This window comes from Pseudomonas sp. G3-39, assembly GCF_054790485.1.
In genome coordinates, this window is record NZ_CP186497.1 from 326,539 (window position 1) to 345,889 (window position 19,351).

At 60.5% G+C, this 19,351-nt stretch carries 21 protein-coding genes; 3 read left to right on the top strand and 18 right to left on the bottom strand.

Going from position 1 to position 19,351, the window contains the following annotated elements; all coding sequences use genetic code 11:
- Positions 1–141: 141 nt before the first annotated feature.
- The 9 genes from ACOYXG_RS01495 to ubiE all read right to left on the bottom strand — a co-directional run bounded on the left by ACOYXG_RS01495 (position 142) and on the right by ubiE (position 6,461).
- Positions 142–849, bottom strand: coding sequence for a 16S rRNA (uracil(1498)-N(3))-methyltransferase (locus tag ACOYXG_RS01495; protein WP_027611294.1), 708 nt, complete (start codon positions 847–849; stop codon positions 142–144).
- Positions 846–1,637 carry a twin-arginine translocase subunit TatC gene (tatC, locus tag ACOYXG_RS01500; RefSeq protein WP_027611295.1) on the bottom strand — a complete coding sequence of 264 codons (792 nt, stop codon included), beginning with the start codon at positions 1,635–1,637 and terminating at the stop codon, positions 846–848. Before tatC ends, ACOYXG_RS01495 begins: the two co-directional genes overlap by 4 nt.
- A complete protein-coding gene (gene tatB / locus ACOYXG_RS01505) occupies positions 1,634–2,074 on the bottom strand; it encodes a Sec-independent protein translocase protein TatB (RefSeq protein WP_115988386.1) in 441 nt (146 codons plus the stop codon). Before tatB ends, tatC begins: the two co-directional genes overlap by 4 nt.
- 10 nt (positions 2,075–2,084) lie before the next feature.
- Positions 2,085–2,366 (bottom strand): twin-arginine translocase TatA/TatE family subunit, encoded by a 282-nt coding sequence (locus tag ACOYXG_RS01510; protein ID WP_003220847.1) that lies wholly within the window; start codon positions 2,364–2,366, stop codon positions 2,085–2,087.
- A gap of 25 nt (positions 2,367–2,391) precedes the next feature.
- Positions 2,392–2,724, bottom strand: coding sequence for a phosphoribosyl-ATP diphosphatase (locus tag ACOYXG_RS01515; RefSeq protein WP_003220849.1), 333 nt, complete (start codon positions 2,722–2,724; stop codon positions 2,392–2,394).
- Between the two features lie 269 nt (positions 2,725–2,993).
- On the bottom strand, positions 2,994–3,386 hold the full coding sequence (gene hisI, locus ACOYXG_RS01520) for a phosphoribosyl-AMP cyclohydrolase (RefSeq protein WP_095667753.1): 393 nt from the start codon (positions 3,384–3,386) through the stop codon (positions 2,994–2,996).
- Positions 3,387–3,466: 80 nt separating this feature from the next.
- The gene (ubiB, locus tag ACOYXG_RS01525; protein ID WP_460355533.1) at positions 3,467–5,071 is read right to left on the bottom strand and encodes a ubiquinone biosynthesis regulatory protein kinase UbiB; all 1,605 of its coding nucleotides are present in this window, start codon (positions 5,069–5,071) and stop codon (positions 3,467–3,469) included.
- Entirely contained in the window at positions 5,068–5,691 is a 624-nt protein-coding gene (locus tag ACOYXG_RS01530) for a ubiquinone biosynthesis accessory factor UbiJ (protein WP_003220855.1), read from the bottom strand. The genes ubiB and ACOYXG_RS01530 overlap by 4 nt, the downstream gene beginning before the upstream one ends.
- Positions 5,691–6,461 (bottom strand): bifunctional demethylmenaquinone methyltransferase/2-methoxy-6-polyprenyl-1,4-benzoquinol methylase UbiE, encoded by a 771-nt coding sequence (gene ubiE, locus ACOYXG_RS01535; RefSeq protein WP_007961779.1) that lies wholly within the window; start codon positions 6,459–6,461, stop codon positions 5,691–5,693. The genes ACOYXG_RS01530 and ubiE overlap by 1 nt, the downstream gene beginning before the upstream one ends.
- Before the next feature lie 154 nt (positions 6,462–6,615).
- Between ubiE and ACOYXG_RS01540 the strand changes: the two genes are divergently transcribed.
- The 3 genes from ACOYXG_RS01540 (at position 6,616) to ACOYXG_RS01550 (ending at position 8,479) form a co-directional block, all read left to right on the top strand.
- Positions 6,616–6,891 (top strand): polyhydroxyalkanoic acid system family protein, encoded by a 276-nt coding sequence (locus ACOYXG_RS01540; RefSeq protein ID WP_003220859.1) that lies wholly within the window; start codon positions 6,616–6,618, stop codon positions 6,889–6,891.
- Positions 6,892–7,122: 231 nt separating this feature from the next.
- Positions 7,123–7,545 carry a phasin family protein gene (locus tag ACOYXG_RS01545; RefSeq protein WP_346650690.1) on the top strand — a complete coding sequence of 141 codons (423 nt, stop codon included), beginning with the start codon at positions 7,123–7,125 and terminating at the stop codon, positions 7,543–7,545.
- Positions 7,546–7,555: 10 nt separating this feature from the next.
- The gene (locus tag ACOYXG_RS01550; protein WP_150369481.1) at positions 7,556–8,479 is read left to right on the top strand and encodes a phasin family protein; all 924 of its coding nucleotides are present in this window, start codon (positions 7,556–7,558) and stop codon (positions 8,477–8,479) included.
- A gap of 256 nt (positions 8,480–8,735) precedes the next feature.
- Here ACOYXG_RS01550 and ACOYXG_RS01555 read toward each other — a convergent pair whose 3' ends face one another.
- The 9 genes from ACOYXG_RS01555 to argS all read right to left on the bottom strand — a co-directional run bounded on the left by ACOYXG_RS01555 (position 8,736) and on the right by argS (position 19,274).
- Entirely contained in the window at positions 8,736–9,356 is a 621-nt protein-coding gene (locus tag ACOYXG_RS01555) for a TetR/AcrR family transcriptional regulator (protein ID WP_027611301.1), read from the bottom strand.
- A 30-nt stretch (positions 9,357–9,386) separates the two neighbouring features.
- Positions 9,387–11,069 carry a class II poly(R)-hydroxyalkanoic acid synthase gene (gene phaC / locus ACOYXG_RS01560; RefSeq protein WP_400498841.1) on the bottom strand — a complete coding sequence of 561 codons (1,683 nt, stop codon included), beginning with the start codon at positions 11,067–11,069 and terminating at the stop codon, positions 9,387–9,389.
- Between the two features lie 139 nt (positions 11,070–11,208).
- Positions 11,209–12,063 carry a poly(3-hydroxyalkanoate) depolymerase gene (gene phaZ / locus ACOYXG_RS01565; RefSeq protein ID WP_027611303.1) on the bottom strand — a complete coding sequence of 285 codons (855 nt, stop codon included), beginning with the start codon at positions 12,061–12,063 and terminating at the stop codon, positions 11,209–11,211.
- 152 nt (positions 12,064–12,215) lie between these two features.
- Positions 12,216–13,895, bottom strand: a complete 1,680-nt coding sequence (phaC, locus tag ACOYXG_RS01570; RefSeq protein ID WP_460355539.1) for a class II poly(R)-hydroxyalkanoic acid synthase — start codon at positions 13,893–13,895, stop codon at positions 12,216–12,218.
- 257 nt (positions 13,896–14,152) lie between these two features.
- A complete protein-coding gene (locus tag ACOYXG_RS01575; RefSeq protein ID WP_027611305.1) occupies positions 14,153–14,524 on the bottom strand; it encodes a gamma-butyrobetaine hydroxylase family protein in 372 nt (123 codons plus the stop codon).
- A gap of 143 nt (positions 14,525–14,667) precedes the next feature.
- Positions 14,668–16,005 (bottom strand): ATP-dependent protease ATPase subunit HslU, encoded by a 1,338-nt coding sequence (hslU, locus tag ACOYXG_RS01580; RefSeq protein WP_007968354.1) that lies wholly within the window; start codon positions 16,003–16,005, stop codon positions 14,668–14,670.
- 55 nt (positions 16,006–16,060) lie between these two features.
- Positions 16,061–16,591: an ATP-dependent protease subunit HslV gene (gene hslV, locus ACOYXG_RS01585; protein ID WP_007968352.1), complete on the bottom strand. Its 531-nt coding sequence runs from the start codon at positions 16,589–16,591 to the stop codon at positions 16,061–16,063.
- 234 nt (positions 16,592–16,825) lie between these two features.
- Positions 16,826–17,533: an SPOR domain-containing protein gene (locus ACOYXG_RS01590; RefSeq protein WP_460355543.1), complete on the bottom strand. Its 708-nt coding sequence runs from the start codon at positions 17,531–17,533 to the stop codon at positions 16,826–16,828.
- Between the two features lies 1 nt (position 17,534).
- Positions 17,535–19,274 (bottom strand): arginine--tRNA ligase, encoded by a 1,740-nt coding sequence (gene argS / locus ACOYXG_RS01595; protein ID WP_096794688.1) that lies wholly within the window; start codon positions 19,272–19,274, stop codon positions 17,535–17,537.
- Between the last annotated feature and the right edge of the window lie 77 nt (positions 19,275–19,351).

Sequence of the window (19,351 nt, forward strand, 5' to 3'; positions counted from 1 at the left end):
CTGTAACCCGATTTGAATGCCAACCCCGGATTCCTGTAGGAGCTGACGAGTGCAACGAGGCTGCGATCTTTTGATCTTGCTGTTAAAAAACAAAATCAAAAGATCGCAGCCTGCGGCAGCTCCTACAGGGGGAGCGGTGTGTCAGAACAGGCGGGCGAGCAGGGCGGTGACGGCGGTTTCGACGCGCAGGATGCGCTCGCCCAGTTGCACCGGTTGCAGGCCGGATTTGCCCAGCAGGTCGATTTCGTAGGGAATCCAGCCACCTTCGGGGCCGATCGCCAGGGTCACCGGTTCGCTCAACGCACGTGGGCACGGCGGGTAATTGCCGGGATGGCCGACCAGGCCGAGGGTGCCTTCGCTGATCGCTGGCAGACGATCTTCGACGAACGGTTTGAAGCGCTTCTCGATGATGACTTCCGGCAGCACGGTATCGCGGGCCTGTTCGAGGCCGAGAATCAGGTTCTCGCGAATCGCTTCCGGCTCGAGAAACGGCGTCTGCCAGAAACTCTTCTCGACCCGGTAGCTGTTGACCAGAATCACCTTCGACACGCCCATGGTCGCCACGGTCTGGAACACCCGTCGCAGCATCTTCGGGCGGGGCAGGGCCAATACCAGCGTCAATGGCAGCTTGGCCGGTGGTGATTGATCGAGGGTGACACGCAACTCGGCTTCACCGGCCTCAAGGCGCAGCAGCTCAGCCGAGCCCATCAAGCCATTGATCCGTCCCACGCGCAGGCTGTCACCGACTTCCGAGCGGTGAACTTCCTGCATGTGGGTCAGGCGCCGGTCACGCAGCACGACGCGGTCGGCCGCGATGAAGTCGGCCTCTTCGAGCAACAGCAGGTTCATGCCTGGGTCGCTGGCGGCTGGTCGTTGTGATCGTCGGCCGGTGTTTCGTCCGGGCGTTCGCGCTTGCTGATCAGGCCGCCGAACAGAATGCCGATTTCAAACAGCATCCACATCGGTACCGCCAGCAGGGTCTGCGAGAAGATGTCCGGCGGGGTGAGGATCATGCCGACCACGAAGCAGCCGATGATCACGTACGGGCGGATCTTCTTCAGGTATTTGACGTCGACCACGCCGATCCACACCAGCAGCACCACGGCCACCGGAATTTCGAACGCGACGCCAAAGGCGAAGAACAGCGTCATCACGAAGTCGAGGTAACTGGTGATGTCGGTCATCATTTCCACGCCGGCCGGGGTGGCGGCGGCGAAGAACTTGAAGATCAGCGGGAACACGAAGTAATAGGCGAACGCCATGCCGGTGTAGAACAGCAGGATGCTGGACACCAGCAGCGGCACGGCGATGCGCTTCTCATGCTTGTACAGGCCCGGCGCGATGAAGCCCCAGATCTGATGCAGGATCACCGGAATCGCGAGGAACAGCGAGACCATCATCGTCAGCTTCAGTGGCGTCAGGAACGGCGACGACACATCCGTGGCGATCATCGTCGCGCCGACCGGCAGGTACTGGCGCAGCGGCGTCGAGACGAAGGTGTAGATCTGCTGGGTGAACGCGAACAACCCGGCGAAGATGATGAACACCGCCGCCACACAACGCAGCAGGCGGGTGCGCAACTCGGTGAGGTGCGATACCAGCGGCATGTGCTGGTCGTTTTCAGGGAGATCGCTCATGGGGCTCGCGGCGGCAGTGTGGAGTCGTGAGGCGCTGGTGTGATCGGCGCGGCGTTTGGAGCTACGTGTTCAACCGGCGTTGGCGCCGCGACGGGCACAGGTTCGGTTGTCGCTACGGCAGGTGCAGTTGGCGCGGCTGGCGCATGAATCGTCTGCTCGCCGACATGCTCAACCGGGTTCGGCTCCTGCTGAACCGGCGTGAAAATCTTCCGCGCCTCCTGCTCCAGCGACAGGATGTGCTCGTTGTGCAGTTGCCGACGGATCTCGTCGGCACCGATTTCACGTTCAACTTCCTGTTTGATCGCGTTGAAGCTGCGCTTCAGCCGGCCGACCCACAGGCCGGCGGTGCGCGCAGCGCCCGGCAGACGCTCGGGGCCCAGCACCAGCAGGGCGACGAGGCCGACGAGCAGCAGTTCAGAGAAGCTGATACCAAACATTAGTCAGTGCTCACACGTCTTTGCGGATCGGCTCTTCGACTTTCTGCGCCTGCACGTCGATGGTGTGCGGCGGGTTGGCCTGAGCGGTGGCTTGCGGCTGCACCGGTGGTACTGGCTGCGCAGGCGTCACGGTCGGATCGGCGGCCGGCTTTTCGTCATCGTTCATGGCTTTGCGAAAGCCCTTGATCGACTCGCCGACGTCGGTGCCGAGGTTTTTCAGTTTCTTGGTGCCGAACACCAGCACCACGACTACCAGAATGACGATCCAGTGTTTCCAGTCAAAAATGCCCATGTTGCTGTTCCTCTCTAAAAATTGTTCAGGCGGACGGACGCGAGGCTTTCTCGACGTGTCCGGACAGACCGAAGCGACGATCCAGTTCATCCAGCACGGCCTGCGGATGCTGCCCCAACTGGGCAAGCATGACCATGCTGTGGAACCACAGGTCGGCGGTCTCGTAGATCACATCGCTGCAGTCACCGCTGATGGCGGCGTCCTTGGCGGCAATAATGGTTTCGACCGACTCTTCGCCGACTTTCTCCAGAATCTTGTTCAGGCCCTTGTGATACAGACTAGCTACATATGAGCTGTCGGCCGCTGCGCCTTTGCGCTCTTCAAGTACCTGAGCGAGGCGGGTCAGGGTGTCACTCATGGGAGGATGTGTCATCAGTCATTTCCTGAGCTGCGCCGGAGCCTGATTTTGTGCAGGGCAAGGCGCGAGGAGTGTAGTTTGGCATTTCAAATAAACGACGAGTAACGCAGCCCTGCACAAAATCAGGCCCGGCCCTTCGGGTTGCCGGCTGAAAGCGCGCCATGCTGCGTTGCAGGCCTTGGCAAGGAAAAGACATTCCCTGCGGCCTGCGCCTTGCCTGGCGCGCTTTCAGCCGGCAACGCAGCTCAGTAAATGACTGATGACACATCCTATTGTCCTGCGGAATAGATTGCGTGCGGGTCTTTCAAGACAGGGTCGACCGTTTTCCAGTCGCCGTTTTCGAAGACGCGGTAAAAGCAGCTTTGACGGCCGGTATGGCAAGCGATGTCGCCGATCTGTTCGACCATCAGGATGATCACGTCGGCATCACAGTCCAGGCGCATTTCATGCAGGGTCTGTACGTGGCCGGACTCTTCGCCCTTGCGCCACAGCTTGCCACGGGAACGTGACCAGTAGATTGCACGGTTTTCCGCAGCGGTCAGTTCCAGCGCTTCGCGGTTCATCCAGGCCATCATCAGCACGCGCCCGGTCTTGTGATCCTGGGCAATCGCCGGCACCAGGCCATCTGCGTCCCACTTGATCTCGTCCAGCCAGTTTTTCATCTTCGACTCCGACAGCGAACCCGTACTTCAATTGTCAGGTTCAGGCGTTGAAACAGTGTGCCAGCCGATCAGCAAACTGGCTATCGGCGAACGACCAGATACAAGCCGACTGCCACCATGATGCCCGCCGGCCAATGCCCCAGTTCGTGCAACGGGCCGCCGGCGGCGAGGATCGTCCCGCCCGCCAGATGCGCGCAACCGAGCAGGCGCAGGAACCAGTCGTCCTTGCGTTTGTGCCACGGTGGCGGCGGGTCGTAGGCGTGCGGTTGCGACATGCGTTCGAGCAGATCGCGAGCCATGTTGGCCAGGTGCGGCAGCTGCTCGAACTGGCTCTGCACGTTGCCGAGCAAGGCTTTCGGGCTGACGCGCTCGCGCATCCAGCGCTCGAGGAAGGGCTGCGCGGTGTTCCACAGATCCAGATCCGGGTACAGCTGACGACCGAGGCCCTCGATGTTCAATAGAGTCTTCTGCAGCAACACCAGCTGCGGCTGGACTTCCATGTTGAAGCGCCGTGCGGTCTGGAACAGGCGCATCAGCACCTGGCCAAATGAAATATCTTTTAACGGTTTTTCGAAGATCGGTTCGCATACGGTGCGGATCGCCGCTTCGAATTCGTTGAGTTTGGTTTCCGCCGGCACCCAGCCCGAATCGATGTGCAACTGCGCCACGCGGCGGTAGTCACGCTTGAAGAAGGCGAACAGGTTGCGCGCCAGATAGTCCTGGTCTTCCGGGGTCAGGCTGCCGACGATGCCGCAGTCGATCGCGATGTACTGCGGGCTCCACGGGTTGACGGTGCTGACGAAGATGTTGCCCGGGTGCATGTCGGCGTGGAAGAAACTGTCGCGGAACACCTGGGTGAAAAAGATCTCCACGCCGCGCTCGGCGAGCATTTTCATGTCGGTGCGCTGGTCGGCGAGGGTCGCCAGATCCGTCACCTGAATCCCGTAGATGCGCTCCATCACCAGCACTTTCGGCCGGCACCAGTCCCAATAGACTTGCGGCACATAGAGCAGCGGCGAGCCTTCGAAGTTGCGCTTGAGCTGGCTGGCGTTGGCCGCCTCGCGCAGCAGGTCGAGTTCGTCGTAGATGGTTTTTTCGTAGTCCTGCACCACGTCCACCGGGTGCAGCAGGCGGGCGTCGGCGGAGACCTTTTCGGCGGCGCGGGCGAGGATGAACAGCCATGCCAGATCCTGGGCGATCACCTGTTTCAGGCCCGGGCGGATCACCTTGACCACCACTTCTTCGCCGGTCTTCAGTTGCGCGGCGTGCACCTGCGCCACCGAGGCCGAGGCCAGCGGCTCGACGTCGAAACGGCTGAACACTTCGCTGATCTTCTTGCCCAGCTGTTCTTCGATCAGCTTGATCGACAGCTGCGAATCGAACGGCGGCACGCGGTCCTGCAGCAGCATCAACTCATCGGCGATGTCTTCCGGCAGCAGGTCGCGGCGGGTCGAAAGAATCTGCCCGAACTTGATGAAAATCGGCCCCAGATCCTGCAGCGCCAGGCGCAGACGCGCACCACGGCTCAGCTCCAGCGGCTTGCGCGGCAACCAGCGCCACGGCAGCACGTAACGCAGCGCCAGGAGAAACCAGGGCAGCGGCAGCTCGAACAGCAGGTCATCGAGGCGGTAGCGGATCACGACGCGCTGGATGCGCAACAGACGGCGGACGGCAAGCAGCTTCATGCGTTATCGCTTGGGTCGAGGGATCGGGAAAGGCGCTCGAAACGCGCCTCGAGACGTTCCAGATCAAGTTTGATCCGGTCCAGTTCGCTGAATCGCGCTTCGGCTTCGCGCTGCCCGACGAGGGTGCGCGATTCTTCGGCGAGGTATTCGGCGAGGTTCTGGTTGAGGCTGGCAAATCCTTGTTGATACCAGCGTGCGCGGCTGCGCAGGTGACCGCCAATCAGTTGCGTGGCGACCGGGCCGAGCCAGCGCGAGAGTTCGTACTCCCAGTCCAGCTCGAGGTCCTGCAGCACGCCGGCCAGTTCCAGCAGCACGCCGCTGTCACCGTCGAGCTCGACTTCCGGGGCATGCAGCACCGCGGTCTTGTCTTTGCTCACGGCCAGTTTCACCAGGCTCGATGCCGGGGCGCGCAGCGTGCAGTCGACACCGGTTTCCCAGTGCGAGGCGAGCATCAGGCCCTCATCGCTGGGCAGGATGAACAGTTGCAGCGCCGGGCTGCGGCAATCGACGGCAATCACTTTGCCAGTCAGATGCGCCAGCCGCGGCAGCGCCGTGCTGTCGAGACGCAGCACCCGGTTCAGACCGAGTTCGACGCTGGCGAGCAGCCCGGTGAGCAACATCAGGGCTTGATGCCGCGGTGCAGGGCGACGATGCCTGCGGTCATGTTGTGATAGGTCACGCGGTCGAAACCGGCGTCGACCATCATCGACTTCAGGGTTTCCTGATTCGGGTGCATGCGGATCGATTCGGCCAGGTAGCGATAGCTTTCCGAATCGTTGGTGATCAGCTTGCCCATCAGCGGCATGAAGGCGAACGAGTAAGCGTCGTAGGCTTTCGACATCAGCGCGTTGGTCGGCTTGGAGAATTCCAGCACCAGCAGGCGGCCGCCGGGCTTGAGCACGCGCAGCATCGAGCGCAGGGCGTCTTCTTTATGCGTCACGTTGCGCAGGCCGAAGGCGATGGTCACGCAGTCGAAATGGTTGTCCGGGAACGGCAGTTTTTCCGCGTCCGCCTGAACGAATTCGACGTTGCCCGACACACCCAGATCCAGCAGGCGGTCACGGCCGACCTTGAGCATCGATTCGTTGATGTCGGCCAATACCACCTGACCGGTCGGGCCAACCAGGTGCGAGAATTTTTTGGTCAGGTCACCGGTGCCGCCGGCGATGTCGAGCACGCGGTTGCCTGCACGCACGCCAGACAGTTCGATCGCAAAACGCTTCCACAGACGGTGCATGCCGCCCGACAGAAGGTCGTTCATCAGGTCGTACTTCGCGGCTACGGAGTGGAACACCTCAGCGACTTTTTCCGCTTTCTGGCTTTCCGGAACGTTTTTGAAGCCGAAGTGAGTGGTGGGTTCGGCATCGCTGCCTTTGCGCTGATCAGTCATATCGCTGTCACCAAAAGAGAATGCGCGACATTCTAATCCCCAAGCCATGCTTTGTCTTGGAATGGCTAAAGGTAAGATGGGCGACCTTCGGGACGATTTGCCGCAGACGCGGTCAAGATTTACCGTCACCTATTCATCAAGCAGGAGTCATTCGATGGCCAAAATCAGTGTTGAGCGTGCCCACAGCCTGGGCAAGGAAGCCGCCCGCGAGAAGGCCGACAAGCTGGCGCAGAAACTCTCCGATCAATATGGCCTGGAGCCGCAGTGGTCGGGCGACACCCTGAACCTCAAGCGCTCGGGCGTGAAAGGCGCGGTGCATGTGGCCGACGACTCGATCCGTGTCGACGTGGAACTGGGCATCATGATGTCGGCCATGAGCGGCATGATCAAAGCCGAGATCGAGAAGGCCCTCGACAAAGCCCTGGTCTGAAACACGATCCCCTGTAGGAGTGAGCCTGCTCGCGATAGCGGTCTGTCAGTCACTGGAATGTTGATTGACAGGCCGCTATCGCGAGCAGGCTCACTCCTACATTTGTTCTGTGGCGCTCCCGCTGTTTATGTTAGTTGTTAGGGTGCCGTTTCTAATTTTTCTCCCTACTTTGTGCCTGAGCCCGACACTTTTGCGGGCAGTTCCTCAAACCTTCTGCGCGTGAGGTGCACCATGGCCAAAGTCATTCTGAAGAAAAAAATCGACGCTTCGACTTCTGCTCTGAGCGACGTCAAATCCTATGCCCGCAAGATCTGGCTGGCAGGCCTGGGTGCCTACACCAAGGTCGGCCAAGAGGGCAGCGACTACTTTCAAGAGCTGATCAAGGCTGGTCAAACTGTTGAAAAGAAAGGCAAAAGAGTCGTCACCGAAAAACTCGAAGCCGCCAATGCCGAGATCGATGAAGCCAAGGATGAAGTCAGCTCGTTCAAAGGTCGCGTCGAAGTTCAGCTCGACAAGGTCGAGAAGGCGTTCGACTCCCGTGTAGCAAGCGCCTTGAATCGTATCGGCATTCCGTCTAAACATGACGTTGAGGCACTCTCTGCTAAGCTCGATGAGCTGACGGCATTGCTCGAACGCGTCGCGCGTAAATCTTAAGGAGAACGGGATGGCTGGTAAAAAGAACACCGATAAAGAAGGCAGCTCGTGGATTGGGAAAGTCGAAGACTACTCCCGCAAAATCTGGCTGGCTGGTTTAGGCGTGTACTCGAAGATCGACACTGACGGCAGCAAGCTCTTCGAGTCACTGGTCAAAGACGGCGAGAAAGCCGAGAAGCTCACCAAGTCGGCAGTCGGCAAGAAAGTCGATGCCGCCAAGGATTCCGCTTCCTCGGCCAAATCGCGCATCAGCGGCGTGAAAGATCGCGCACTGGGCAAGTGGGACGAGCTGGAAGGGGCTTTCGACAAGCGCCTGAACAGTGCGATTTCGCGCCTGGGTGTGCCTAGCCGCAATGAAGTCAAAGCGCTGCACAGCAAGGTCGAGACCTTGACCAAGCAGATCGAGAAACTCACCGGTCTGAAAACCCAACCGGTCGCGGCGAAAACCGCAGCGGCCAAACCGGCAGCCAAAACCGCCGCCAAGCCACTGGCTAAAGCGGCTGCGAAACCAGCTGCCAAAGCTGCGGCCAAGCCAGCGGCAAAAACCGCTGCCGCCAAGCCTGCTGCTAAAACGGCCGCTGCCAAACCAGCCGCCAAGGCTGCCGCGAAACCGGTTGCTGCCAAAGCGGCTGCGAAACCTGCGGCCAAGTCCGCGGCCAAACCAGCCGCCAAGCCAGCCGCTAAGCCAGCAGCGAAAACCGCTGCCGCGAAACCGGCTGCCAAACCTTCGGCCAAACCGGCTGCGGCGAAAAAACCGGCAGTGAAAAAACCGGCCGCGCCGAAGGCCGCTGCGCCGAAGCCAGCTGCACCCGCAGCAGCCAAGCCAGCCACCCCGGCAACCCCGGCCAGCGCGTCGAACTCCGCCGCTGCACCGACTCCGGTAGCCACCCCGACTGCTGCATCGACCCCGTCGACGCCAACCAGTCAGTCCTGATTTTTCAGGGCAAAACAAAACGCCCGGCCTGTGAAGGTCGGGCGTTTTTGTTTGTGCTTTTTAAAAGCTTACCCTCACCCCAGCCCTCTCCCCGAGGGAGAGGGGCCGATTCGGGGATGCTTCAGCCTTACACCGACCTGAAAGTGTCGTATTGAATCCATAATCGACTGGATTTTTCAGGTCGCCGTATTGCGTAAGACAATAAGGTCAGTCCCCTCTCCCTCTGGGAGAGGGTTAGGGTGAGGGGCTCTTGATTTCATTCGTGATCTTCGAGGTATTGCAGGGCCATCCGCTCCGTCGCCACTTTCACCGGCGGCAGCAGATGCGGCGCCACCAGCATCATGATCTGGTACACCACCAGTTTGACCTCGCCTTCGCGATCGAGAATCCGCTGATAGTCCAGCGAGAACAGCAGGGTCAGGGTGATCTGCTCCACCAGTTGCCCCAACGCCTGGGTATCACTGACCAGTTGCCCGGAAGCCTTCAACCGCGCCAGCAAGGACGCCAGCGTGCGCTTGAGGGCGTTGAGCAGGTTGCGAATGCCCTTGGCCAGTTTCGGCAGGCGCCCGGCGAGGTTCGACAGGTCCTGGAACAGAAACCGGTATTGCGCCAGACGCTCGACGATCAGGTGCAGAAACAGCCAGTAATCCTCCGGCGCCAACTCGGCATCCGATGGTGGATCGAGCAGCGGCGCCAGTTCGTTCTGGAAGCGTTCGAACAGGCCGAGAATCAACGGCTCCTTGCCGTGGAAGTGGTAGTAGAGGTTGCCGGGGCTGATCCCCATTTCATTGGCAACTTCCATGGTGGAGACGTTGGGCTCACCCTTTTCGTTGAACAGTTGCAGAGCACATTCGAGAATCCGGTCGCGGGTTTTCATCCAGTCTTCTTAGAAAAGTTCGGTTAAGCGTCAGCGCACATGCACGTAGGTGCCGGGTGCTGCCTCCATCGGTGGATAATTCGGGTTGCCGAGGGTAAACGTGGTTTCGTGCTGCGTGCCGGAGCGCTGCTGTATCCACTCCAGCCACTGCGGCCACCAACTGCCGTCGACGCGCTTGGCGTCGTAGTACCAGGCGCGCGGATCGCTGCTCAGCTTGCCGTTCTCGACGTAATTGGCTTTCGGGTTGCTCGGCGGGTTGAGGATGCTCTGCACGTGCCCACTGTTGGACAGTACGAAACGCCGCTCGCCACCGAGCAGCAGGGTCGAGCGGTACACCGCGTCCCACGGCGTGATGTGGTCGTTCATGCCGGCCACGCTGAAGCTGTCGACGGTGACTTTCTGCAGATCGATCGGCGTACCGCAGACTTCCAGGCCACCCGGGTGGGTCAGCGGGTTGTGTTTGAAGAAGTCCAGCAGGTCGCCGTGGAACGCGGCGGGCAGGCGAGTGTTATCGTTGTTCCAGTAGAGAATGTCGAAGGCCGGCGGCTCTTTGCCGAGCAGGTAGTTATTGACGAAGTAGCTCCAGATCAAATCGTTGGGCCGCATCCAGGCGAACACCTTGGCCATGTCGCGACCGTCGAGCACGCCTCGCTGGTAGGAGCGGCGTTTGGCCGCTTCGATGGTCTGTTCGTCGGCGAACAGCGTGGTCGGGGTTTCGATCTCACTGTCGAGCAGGCTGACCAGATAGGTCGCACTGGAGATCCGTCGCAGTTGCCGTTTCGCCTGCAGATGACCCTGCAGCGCGGCGATGGTCAGGCCACCGGCGCAGGCACCCATCAGATTCACCTCGCGCGCGCCGGTGATCGCCCGGCAGATGTTCATCGCTTCTTCCACGGCTTCGACGTAGGTCGAGAGGCCCCATTCCCGGTGGCGTACGTCCGGGTTGCGCCAACTGATCATGAAGGTCTGCAGGCCGTTTTTCAGCGCGTACTGGACAAAGCTGTTCTGCGGGCTGAGGTCGAAAATGTAGTACTTGTTGATTTGCGGTGGCACCACCAGCAACGGCTTGGCGTACTGTTTTTCGCTCATCGGCTTGTACTGGATCAGCTCCAGCAGCTCGTTGCGAAACACCACCGCACCGGTGGTGGTGGCGACGGTCTTGCCGACCTCGAACGCCTGCTTGGTAACCTGGCGTGGCAGGCCATCGTTGTGCAGCAGATCATCAAACAGATGGCTCAGGCCGCGCACCAGACTCTGGCCGCCGGAATTGAACAGCTCCTTGACCGCCAACGGATTGAGCAAGGTATTGGAGGGCGCGACGGCATCGTTGAGCAGGGTGAACGCGAAGTGCGCGCGAGCGCGATCGTCCTCGCTCATGCTGCTTTCATCGATCCAGCTCTTGACCTGTTTCTGCCAGGCCAGATACGCCTGCAGACTGCGCCGGTAGAACGGATTGAGGCTCCACGCCGGATCGGCGAACCGCGCGTCCTGCGGGTTGGTCGGGTGCAGGGTTTCACCGAGCAGCACGCGACCGAGCTGGCCACCGAGTTTCAAGGCGTGTTTCGCACTGTGGAGCGGGTTGCGCAGACCGTGGGCGGCGACGCTGCGCAAGGTCGAGAGCAAGTCCCGCCCACGCAGGCCGGTCATTGCACTTTGTGCATTGATGAACACGGCGGGACTGGGCACTACGCCCGTCGCAGGTTTGTCGCGCATGACTCAACACTCCTTCGTCTTCAGGTCAAAAACAAACTCACCGAACCAGAACACCATAGTCGCTGTTACGGGTTGCTGCCTGCGCGGCGTCCTGCCGCGCACTTTGTTCAAAACCCTGCATAAAGCCTGCCGCCGTGATTTATCCGCCCAGCGGGGTCGGGTGCGGGTGCATCACGGCGCGCTGCCGTTCCTCCTCAAGGAATTTCATGATGATCGGCGCCACGGCTTCGGCGCGGGTGATCAGGAACAAATGACCGTCGTCGATGATGTGCAACTGGGCGTTGGGGATACGCCAGGCGAGCATGCGCATGTTGATCAGCGGGATCAGCGGATCGTCGTCGCCGGCCAGCACCAGGGTCGGCTGATGGATCTTGTGCAGCCAGTGAATGCTGGTCCAGCCGAGGCCGGCGAACAGCTGCCAGTAGTAACCGAGCTTGCCCGCCGAACGCACTTTCGCCGCATGGCTGGCAGCCAGGGTCGGGTCGCGGCGGAACGAGCCGCCGTAGATCAACGGCGCAATGCGGATCACGTGAGACGGCTGGATGTAGCGCCGGGGGCTGGCCATCATCCACAGCACTTTCGGCTTGCCCGGCACCATGAAGGCGCCGGCCGCAGTCGCCGCCAGCACCAGTTTCTTGCAGCGCTCGGGGTAGTCGTGAGCAAACTGCTGCGCCAGCGCGCCGCCCCACGACACGCCGATCACATTGACCTGACCGTAGTCGAGGTAGTCGAGCATCCGCGCCGTCAGCTTCGCCAGCCCGGGAAAGCGATAAGGCCGGTTGGGCGTCGACGAGCCGCCGACGCCGGGCACGTCGAAGGCGATCACTTCCAGATCCGGGTCCAGCGCCGCGACAAACGGAAACACCAGCTCCAGGTTGGCGCCGATGCCGTTGAAAATCAGCAAGGGCGTCAAATGAGGCTTGCCGGGGCGTACCGCGGTGCGGAGGGTCTGCCCATCCAGATCGACGGTACGGAAAATGAACGGTTGCGGCATGCTTCAGGCCCTGTGGGTCAATCTCAATATCACCTCCAATCCCTTGTGGGAGCGGGCTTGCTCGCGAAGGCGTCGTGTCAGCCAGCATCAATGTTGATTGCATGACCGCTTTCGCGAGCAGGCTCGCTCCCACAATGACAGGGTGGTGTCAGTTACCGCTCGTGAACATATGTGCCCGGCGATGCTTCACCTGGCGCGTACGCCTTGTTGCCGAGTTTGGTTGGTGCTTTTTTCAGATTACCCGAGCGCTCGGCCTGCCACGCCTGCCAGTACAGCCACCAGGAATCGGTGTGCTTGGTCGAGTTCTCTTGCCATTCGTCGGCATTGGCGGCCATGCCTTCGCTGGTCATGTAGCGCGATTTCGGGTTGCCCGGCGGGTTCAGGATGCTCTGGATGTGCCCGCTGCTCGACAGCACGAACTCGACCTTGCCGCCAAACAGCTGCGCCGACTTGTAGCAGGACTTCCACGGGGTGATGTGGTCGTTGGTACCGGCCAGCGAGAAGATGTCGGCGGTGACCTGCTTGAGGTCGATCGGCGTGCCGCACACTTCCAGTGCATTGGGGCGGATCAGTGGGTTGTTTTTGAACATCTCGATCAGGTCGCCGTGAAACGCGGCCGGCAACCGGGTGGTGTCGTTGTTCCAGAACAGGATGTCGAACACCGGCGGCTCGTTACCGAGCAGGTAGTTGTTGACCCAGTAGTTCCAGATCAGGTCGTTGGGGCGCATCCACGCGAAGACCTTGGCCATGTCTTTGCCTTCGAGCACGCCGGCCTGATATGAGTGACGCTTGGCGGTCTCGAGGGTCTGCTCGTCGACGAACAGGGCGACGTCGCTGTCCAGGGTGGTGTCGAGGACGCTGACCAGCAGGGTCAGGGCGTTGACCTTCTTTTCGCCGAGGGCGGCATAGTGGCCGAGCAGAGCGGTGCAGGTGATGCCGCCGGAGCAGGCACCGAGCATGTTCACGTCTTTGCTGCCGGTGATGGCGGTGACCACGTCGACTGCTTCTTTCAGCGCATCGATGTAGGTCGACAGGCCCCACTCGCGCTGGGCCTTGGTCGGGTTGCGCCAGCTGACGATGAAAGTCTGCACGTTATTACGCAGGCAGAAGCGCGCGAGACTCTTGTCCGGGCTCAGGTCGAAAACATAGAACTTGTTGATCTGTGGCGGCACCACGAGCAGTGGACGCTCGTGGACTTGCTCGGTGATCGGCTTGTACTGGATCAGCTCCAGCACGTCGTTGCGAAACACCACCGCGCCTTCGGTCACACCAAGGCTCTTGCCGACCTCGAACGCGCCCATGTTGACCTGGCTCGGCATGCCGCCGTTGTGCACCAGATCCTTGGCCAGATGCGAGAGGCCATCGAGCAGGCTTTTGCCGCCGGTCTCGAAGAAGCGTTTGACCGCCGCCGGGTTGGCGGCGGTGTTGGTCGGGGCCATGGCTTCGGTCATCAGGTTGATCACGAAGTGGCCGCGCGCGATGTCTTTGGGTGACAGGCTGCTGTCGTCGATCCAGGAGTGGAGCTCCTTGCGCCACGCCAGATAAGTTTGCAGATAACGTTTGTAGAGCGGGTTCTGACTCCACGCCGGATCAGCGAAGCGACGGTCATCGCTGGCCGGTTGCAGTTCGGATTCGCCGAACAGCACATTCTTCAGTTCAAGACCGAAATGGGTCACGTGCTTGACGCTATGGATCGGTTGTTTGATGGCCTGGGTCAGCACCATTCGAGCAGAGGCCAGCAGATCCTTTCCGCGCAGCCCAACGACGGGATTAAGCCCCAGGGTGTTTTCCGAGGCTTGGTACTTCAGGTCATCGTTATTCTTGTTACTCATCTACGACGCTCCATTGTCCTGAGACGAGTACCCGTTTTCTGCTGTGCAGTTCCACAGCGAATGCCAGGTACTACTGCTCGGGTGACCGTTAATTCTGCATAGCTGCTTTACAGTCGTAGAGCACTGCAGGGAACTTGCCAGCTCCATTGGTTACCCGAGTTTAATTTTTTTCGCAAGCAGGCCGATCCTCGGCCACACAGCAGAGCATTCAAACAGATGAATTTAGAAAATGCCCTCTAAAGAGCAAGAGTCTCGGACTAGAGCATCAGCTTGACGATTGACTCGTCCGGATCGCGGGTTTTCCCGGCCGCTTTGAGCTCGGCCAGATAATCGGCCCAGAGTGCGTCATGACGTCGCCCCAGCTCGTAGAGATAATCCCAGGTGAACAGGCCGCTGTCGTGACCGTCGTCGAAGGTCAGTTTCAGTGCGTACTGACCGGCCGGTTCCAGGCCGCTGAGGCCGACATTGAGCTTGCCGAATTGCAGGATCGGTTTGCCGTGGCCCTGGACCTCGGCGGAAGGGGAATGCACGCGCAGGAATTCGGCGGGCAGGGTGTACTCCTCGCCGGACGCGTATTTGAGCGTCAGGGTTTTCGAGGCTTTGTGCAGTTTGATGTCGGTGGGGATCATGAGCAGGTTTCCGTCTTGTGCGGAACCTTGTGGGAGCGAGCCTGCTCGCGAATGCGGTGGTTCAGTCAACGCAACGGTTGAATGTACTGCCGTCTTCGCGAGCAGGCTCGCTCCCACAGTTCCATTACATCTGTAAGAGTGACCTACAGGATATAACGGGACAGATCTTCGTTCTGCGCCAATTCGCCCAGATGGCTGTTGACGTACGCAGCGTCGATCAGGATCGGCTTGTCGTCATGCGCACTGGCCAGGTCGCCGGCACTGAACGACACCTCTTCCAGCAGGCGCTCAAGCAGTGTGTGCAGACGACGGGCACCGATGTTCTCGGTCTTCTCGTTGACCTGCCAGGCGATCTCCGCCAGACGCTTGATGCCTTCCGGCTGGAACTGAATGTTCAGGCCTTCGGTTTTCAGCAGCGCGCAATATTGCTCGGTGAGCGAAGCGTGCGGCTCGCTGAGGATGCGCTCGAAGTCTTCCGGGCTCAGCGCCTTGAGCTCGACACGGATCGGCAGACGGCCCTGCAGCTCCGGCACCAGATCGCTCGGCTTGCTCAGGTGGAACGCACCGGAGGCGATGAACAGGATGTGGTCGGTCTTGACCATGCCCAGCTTGGTGTTGACGGTGCAGCCCTCGATCAGCGGCAGCAGGTCGCGCTGTACGCCTTCACGGGACACGTCGGCGCCGCCGACATTGCCGCGCTTGGCGACCTTGTCGATTTCGTCGATGAACACGATGCCGTGTTGCTCGACCGCTTCCAGCGCCTTGGCCTTCAACTCTTCTTCGTTGACCAGACGCCCGGCCTCTTCGTCGCGCACCAGTTTCAGCGCTTCTTTGACCTTGAGCTTGCGAGCTTTCTTCTTGCCCTTGCCCATGTTGGCGAACAGGTTCTGCAGCTGGCTGGTCATTTCTTCCATGCCAGGCGGCGTGGCGATTTCGATGCCGGCCACTTCGGCGACTTCGATCTCGATTTCCTTGTCGTCCAACTGCCCTTCGCGCAGGCGCTTGCGGAACAGCTGACGGGTGTTGGAATCGCTGCTCGGTGCTTCTTCATTGCTAAAGCCCATGCGCGCCGGTGGCAGCAGTGCGTCGAGGATACGGTCCTCGGCAGCGTCTTCGGCACGGTGACGCACGCGGGTCATTTCCTGCTCGCGGAGCATCTTGATCGCGGCGTCGGCCAGATCACGGATGATCGATTCGACGTCACGGCCAACGTAGCCGACTTCGGTGAATTTGGTCGCTTCGACCTTGATGAACGGCGCGTTGGCCAGTTTCGCCAGGCGACGGGCGATCTCGGTTTTACCGACACCGGTCGGGCCGATCATCAGGATGTTTTTCGGGGTCACTTCAACGCGCAGCTCTTCAGGCAGCTGCATGCGGCGCCAGCGGTTGCGCAGGGCAATCGCGACGGCGCGCTTGGCATCGTCCTGGCCGATGATATGGCGGTTGAGTTCGTGGACGATTTCGCGGGGAGTCATGGACATAGTAATTGACGGTCCTCAAGCAGAAACAAGCCGTGGCACTTTGGCCGCGTCAGGCTTATTCAGCGAGATCCTGCTCCTCAATGGTCTGGGTGTGGTTGGTGAATACACAGATGTCGCCGGCGATACCGAGGGCAGTTTCGACGATCTCACGGGCCGACAGGTCGGTCTTTTTCAACAGCGCGCTGGCTGCGGCTTGCGCGTAGGCGCCGCCGGACCCCATGGCGATCAGGCCGTCTTCGGGTTCGACCACGTCACCGTTGCCGGTGATGATCAGCGAGGCGTCCTTGTTGGCGACCGCGAGCATGGCTTCGAGGCGGCTCAGGGAGCGGTCGGTGCGCCATTCTTTGGCGAGTTCGACAGCGGCGCGGATCAGGTGGCCCTGATGTTTCTCGAGCTGGCCTTCGAAACGTTCGAACAGGGTGAAGGCGTCGGCGGTGGCACCGGCGAAACCGGCGATGACCTGGCCGTGGTACAGGCGGCGAACTTTTTTCGCGTTGCCTTTCATCACGGTGTTGCCGAGAGAAACCTGGCCGTCGCCGCCCATGACGACTTTGCCGTGGCGGCGGACTGAAACGATGGTGGTCAAGGGAAGAGTCTCCACGCAGCGGGGCGAAAATGCCTTATGCCCATTCATATGGGGGTGCTGGATAGGATTTCAACCGGGGAGGGCGCAGGGGGACGAACGGCGGAGGACAGACCGGGAATATGTTGTGCCGGTTATGACGCCTTCGCGAGCAGGCTCGCTCCCACAGGGACTGCGTGATTCCTGTGGGAGCGAGCCTGCTCGCGAATGAACGATGACGCGATGCGACTGACGGAATCAGCGGCTCTGGCGTTGTTGTAACAACAGGTTGCTGAAGCCGCTGCCGGCCAGTTGTTTCTGTGCGGTGGTCAGTTGCTCGCGATTGCTGAACGGGCCGACCAATACGCGGTACCAGGTTTCATCCTTCACCGTGCCCGACTCAACCGAAACAGCCTGGCCGAGCAGAATGATCTGCGCCCGCACCTTGTCCGCGTCCGCCTCTTTGCGGAACGAGCCGGCCTGGAGGAAGAACTTGGTCACCGGCGCCGCTTTCTCCACCGGTGGCGCTGGCGGCGGGGTAATACCTGACAGCGCAGCCTGCGCCCGCGCGGTATCGATCTTCGCCGCTTCCGCCGGGGTGACCGGCGTGGTCGGCACTTGTGGCGTCGGCAGGGTTTTCTCCGGCACGGCATCCGGCGGCACGATCACTTCCGATTCCGGCAGCAAGGTGTAGAAGTCGTACTTCGGCTTCACCGGTTGCGTCGGGCTCGGCGGGGTCTTGTTTGCCTCGGCGATCTTCGACGCTTTCTGCTGTTGCGCCTGCTCGACTTTCTCGCGCTTGACCGTGTCGCTGCCCTTGCCAGGCTCCAGTTTCATCAGGAACACGATGAACGCACCGACCGTCAGGCCGATGGCCATCCACAGCCAGCCCGGGATCGGTTGCTTTGCAGGAGCTTGGTAACGGCTGGCGCCACGCTTGGGTGCAGGTTTTTTCTTGGCAGCCAACTTACATTTGCTCCAGGACTTTCAGGCCCAGCAGCTCCAGGCCTTGTTTAAGGGTTCGACGCGTCAACTCGGTCAGGCGCAGACGGCTTTGCATCTGTTCTGGTGTTTCAGCTTTCAGGATCGGGCAGTTCTCATAAAAGCTGGAGAACAGGCTGGCCAGATCGTAGAGGTAAGTGCACAGAATATGCGGAGTGCCTTTTTCCGCGACGCCGTTCAGCACTTCACCGAATTGTGCCAGTTTGGTGCCCAGCTCCTGTTCCAGCTCGGCTTCGAGGACAATTTGGCCCTGGACCTCGCTGAAGTCTTTGTCCAGTTTGCGGAATACGCCGGCAGCGCGGGTGTAGGCGTACAGCAGGTATGGCGCGGTGTTGCCTTCGAAATTCAGCATCAGGTCGAAGTTGAAGCTGTAGTCGCTGGTGCGATGCTTGGACAAGTCGGCGTATTTCACGGAGTCGATACCGACGACTTTCGCGATTTCGTGCAGAGTTTTGACCGGTAATTCCGGGTTCTTTTCTTGTACGAGTTTGAACGCCCGATCCTCTGCTTCGATCAGCAGGTCAACGAGTTTCACGGTGCCGCCATCACGGGTTTTGAAGGGACGGCCGTCGGCGCCGTTCATGGTGCCGAAGCCCATGTGCTCCATTTCCATCGGATGGGTGACGAAGCCGGCCTTGCGCGCCACGGCGAACACTTGCTGGAAGTGCAGGGCCTGACGCTGGTCGACGAAGTACAGCGCGCGATCGGCTTTCAGCTTGCCGCTGCGGTAGCGTACGGCTGCCAGGTCAGTGGTGGCATAGAGGTAGCCGCCGTCAGCCTTGACGATGATCACCGGCAGCGGGTCGCCGTCGGCGTTCTTGAACTCGTCGAGGAACACGCACTGGGCGCCGTTACTTTCGACCAGCATGCCCGCCGCTCTCAGGTCGTTGACCACGTTGATCAGGTCGTCGTTGTAGGCGCTTTCGCCCATCACGTCGGCCATGGTCAGTTTGACGTTGAGCTTTTCGTAGATGTCCTGGCAGTGAGAAAGGGAAATGTGGGTAAAGCCCTTCCATGCCTTGATGCACTCTTCATCTCCTGCTTGTAGATCGACTACCAGCTTCCTGGCGCGATCGGCAAACACTGGATCTTCGTCGAAACGTTTTTTCGCGGCGCGGTAGAATTCTTCCAGATCCGACAGTGCGCTTTTGAGCATGTCTGGATGATCTTCCAGCATTGCCATCAGCATGCCGAACTGGGTGCCCCAGTCGCCCACGTGGTTCTGGCGGATCACTTCGTCGCCGAGGAACTCAAGTACGCGCGCCACGCCGTCGCCGATGATGGTCGAGCGCAAATGACCGACATGCATCTCTTTAGCCAAGTTCGGTGCCGACAAATCGACCACGGTGCGCTGTACAGGACCAGCCTTGCGCACGCCAATGCGCTCGTCAGCCAAAGCGGCTTCGAGGCGATTGGCCAGCGCCTGAGTGTTCTGGAAGAAATTGATGAAGCCTGGACCGGCGATTTCGGCCTTGGTGACGTTCTCGTCGGCCGGCAGCGCAGCGATGATTTTCTCCGCCAGATCGCGCGGCTTCATGCCCGCAGGCTTGGCCAGCATCATGGCGATGTTGCTGGCGAAGTCGCCGTGGGTTTTGTCGCGGGCGTTCTCCACCTGAATCGCCGGCGACAGGCCTTCAGGCAACACACCTTCGTTGACGAGTTGGGTGAGGGCTTGTTGGATCAGCTGGCGAATGGTGTCTTTCATGGTCTTCTCTTTCGACCGCAAGCGCGGCGGCGCATCGATGCGCGGGTGGAAAAACTGGGCATTATCCGTTGCGAAGA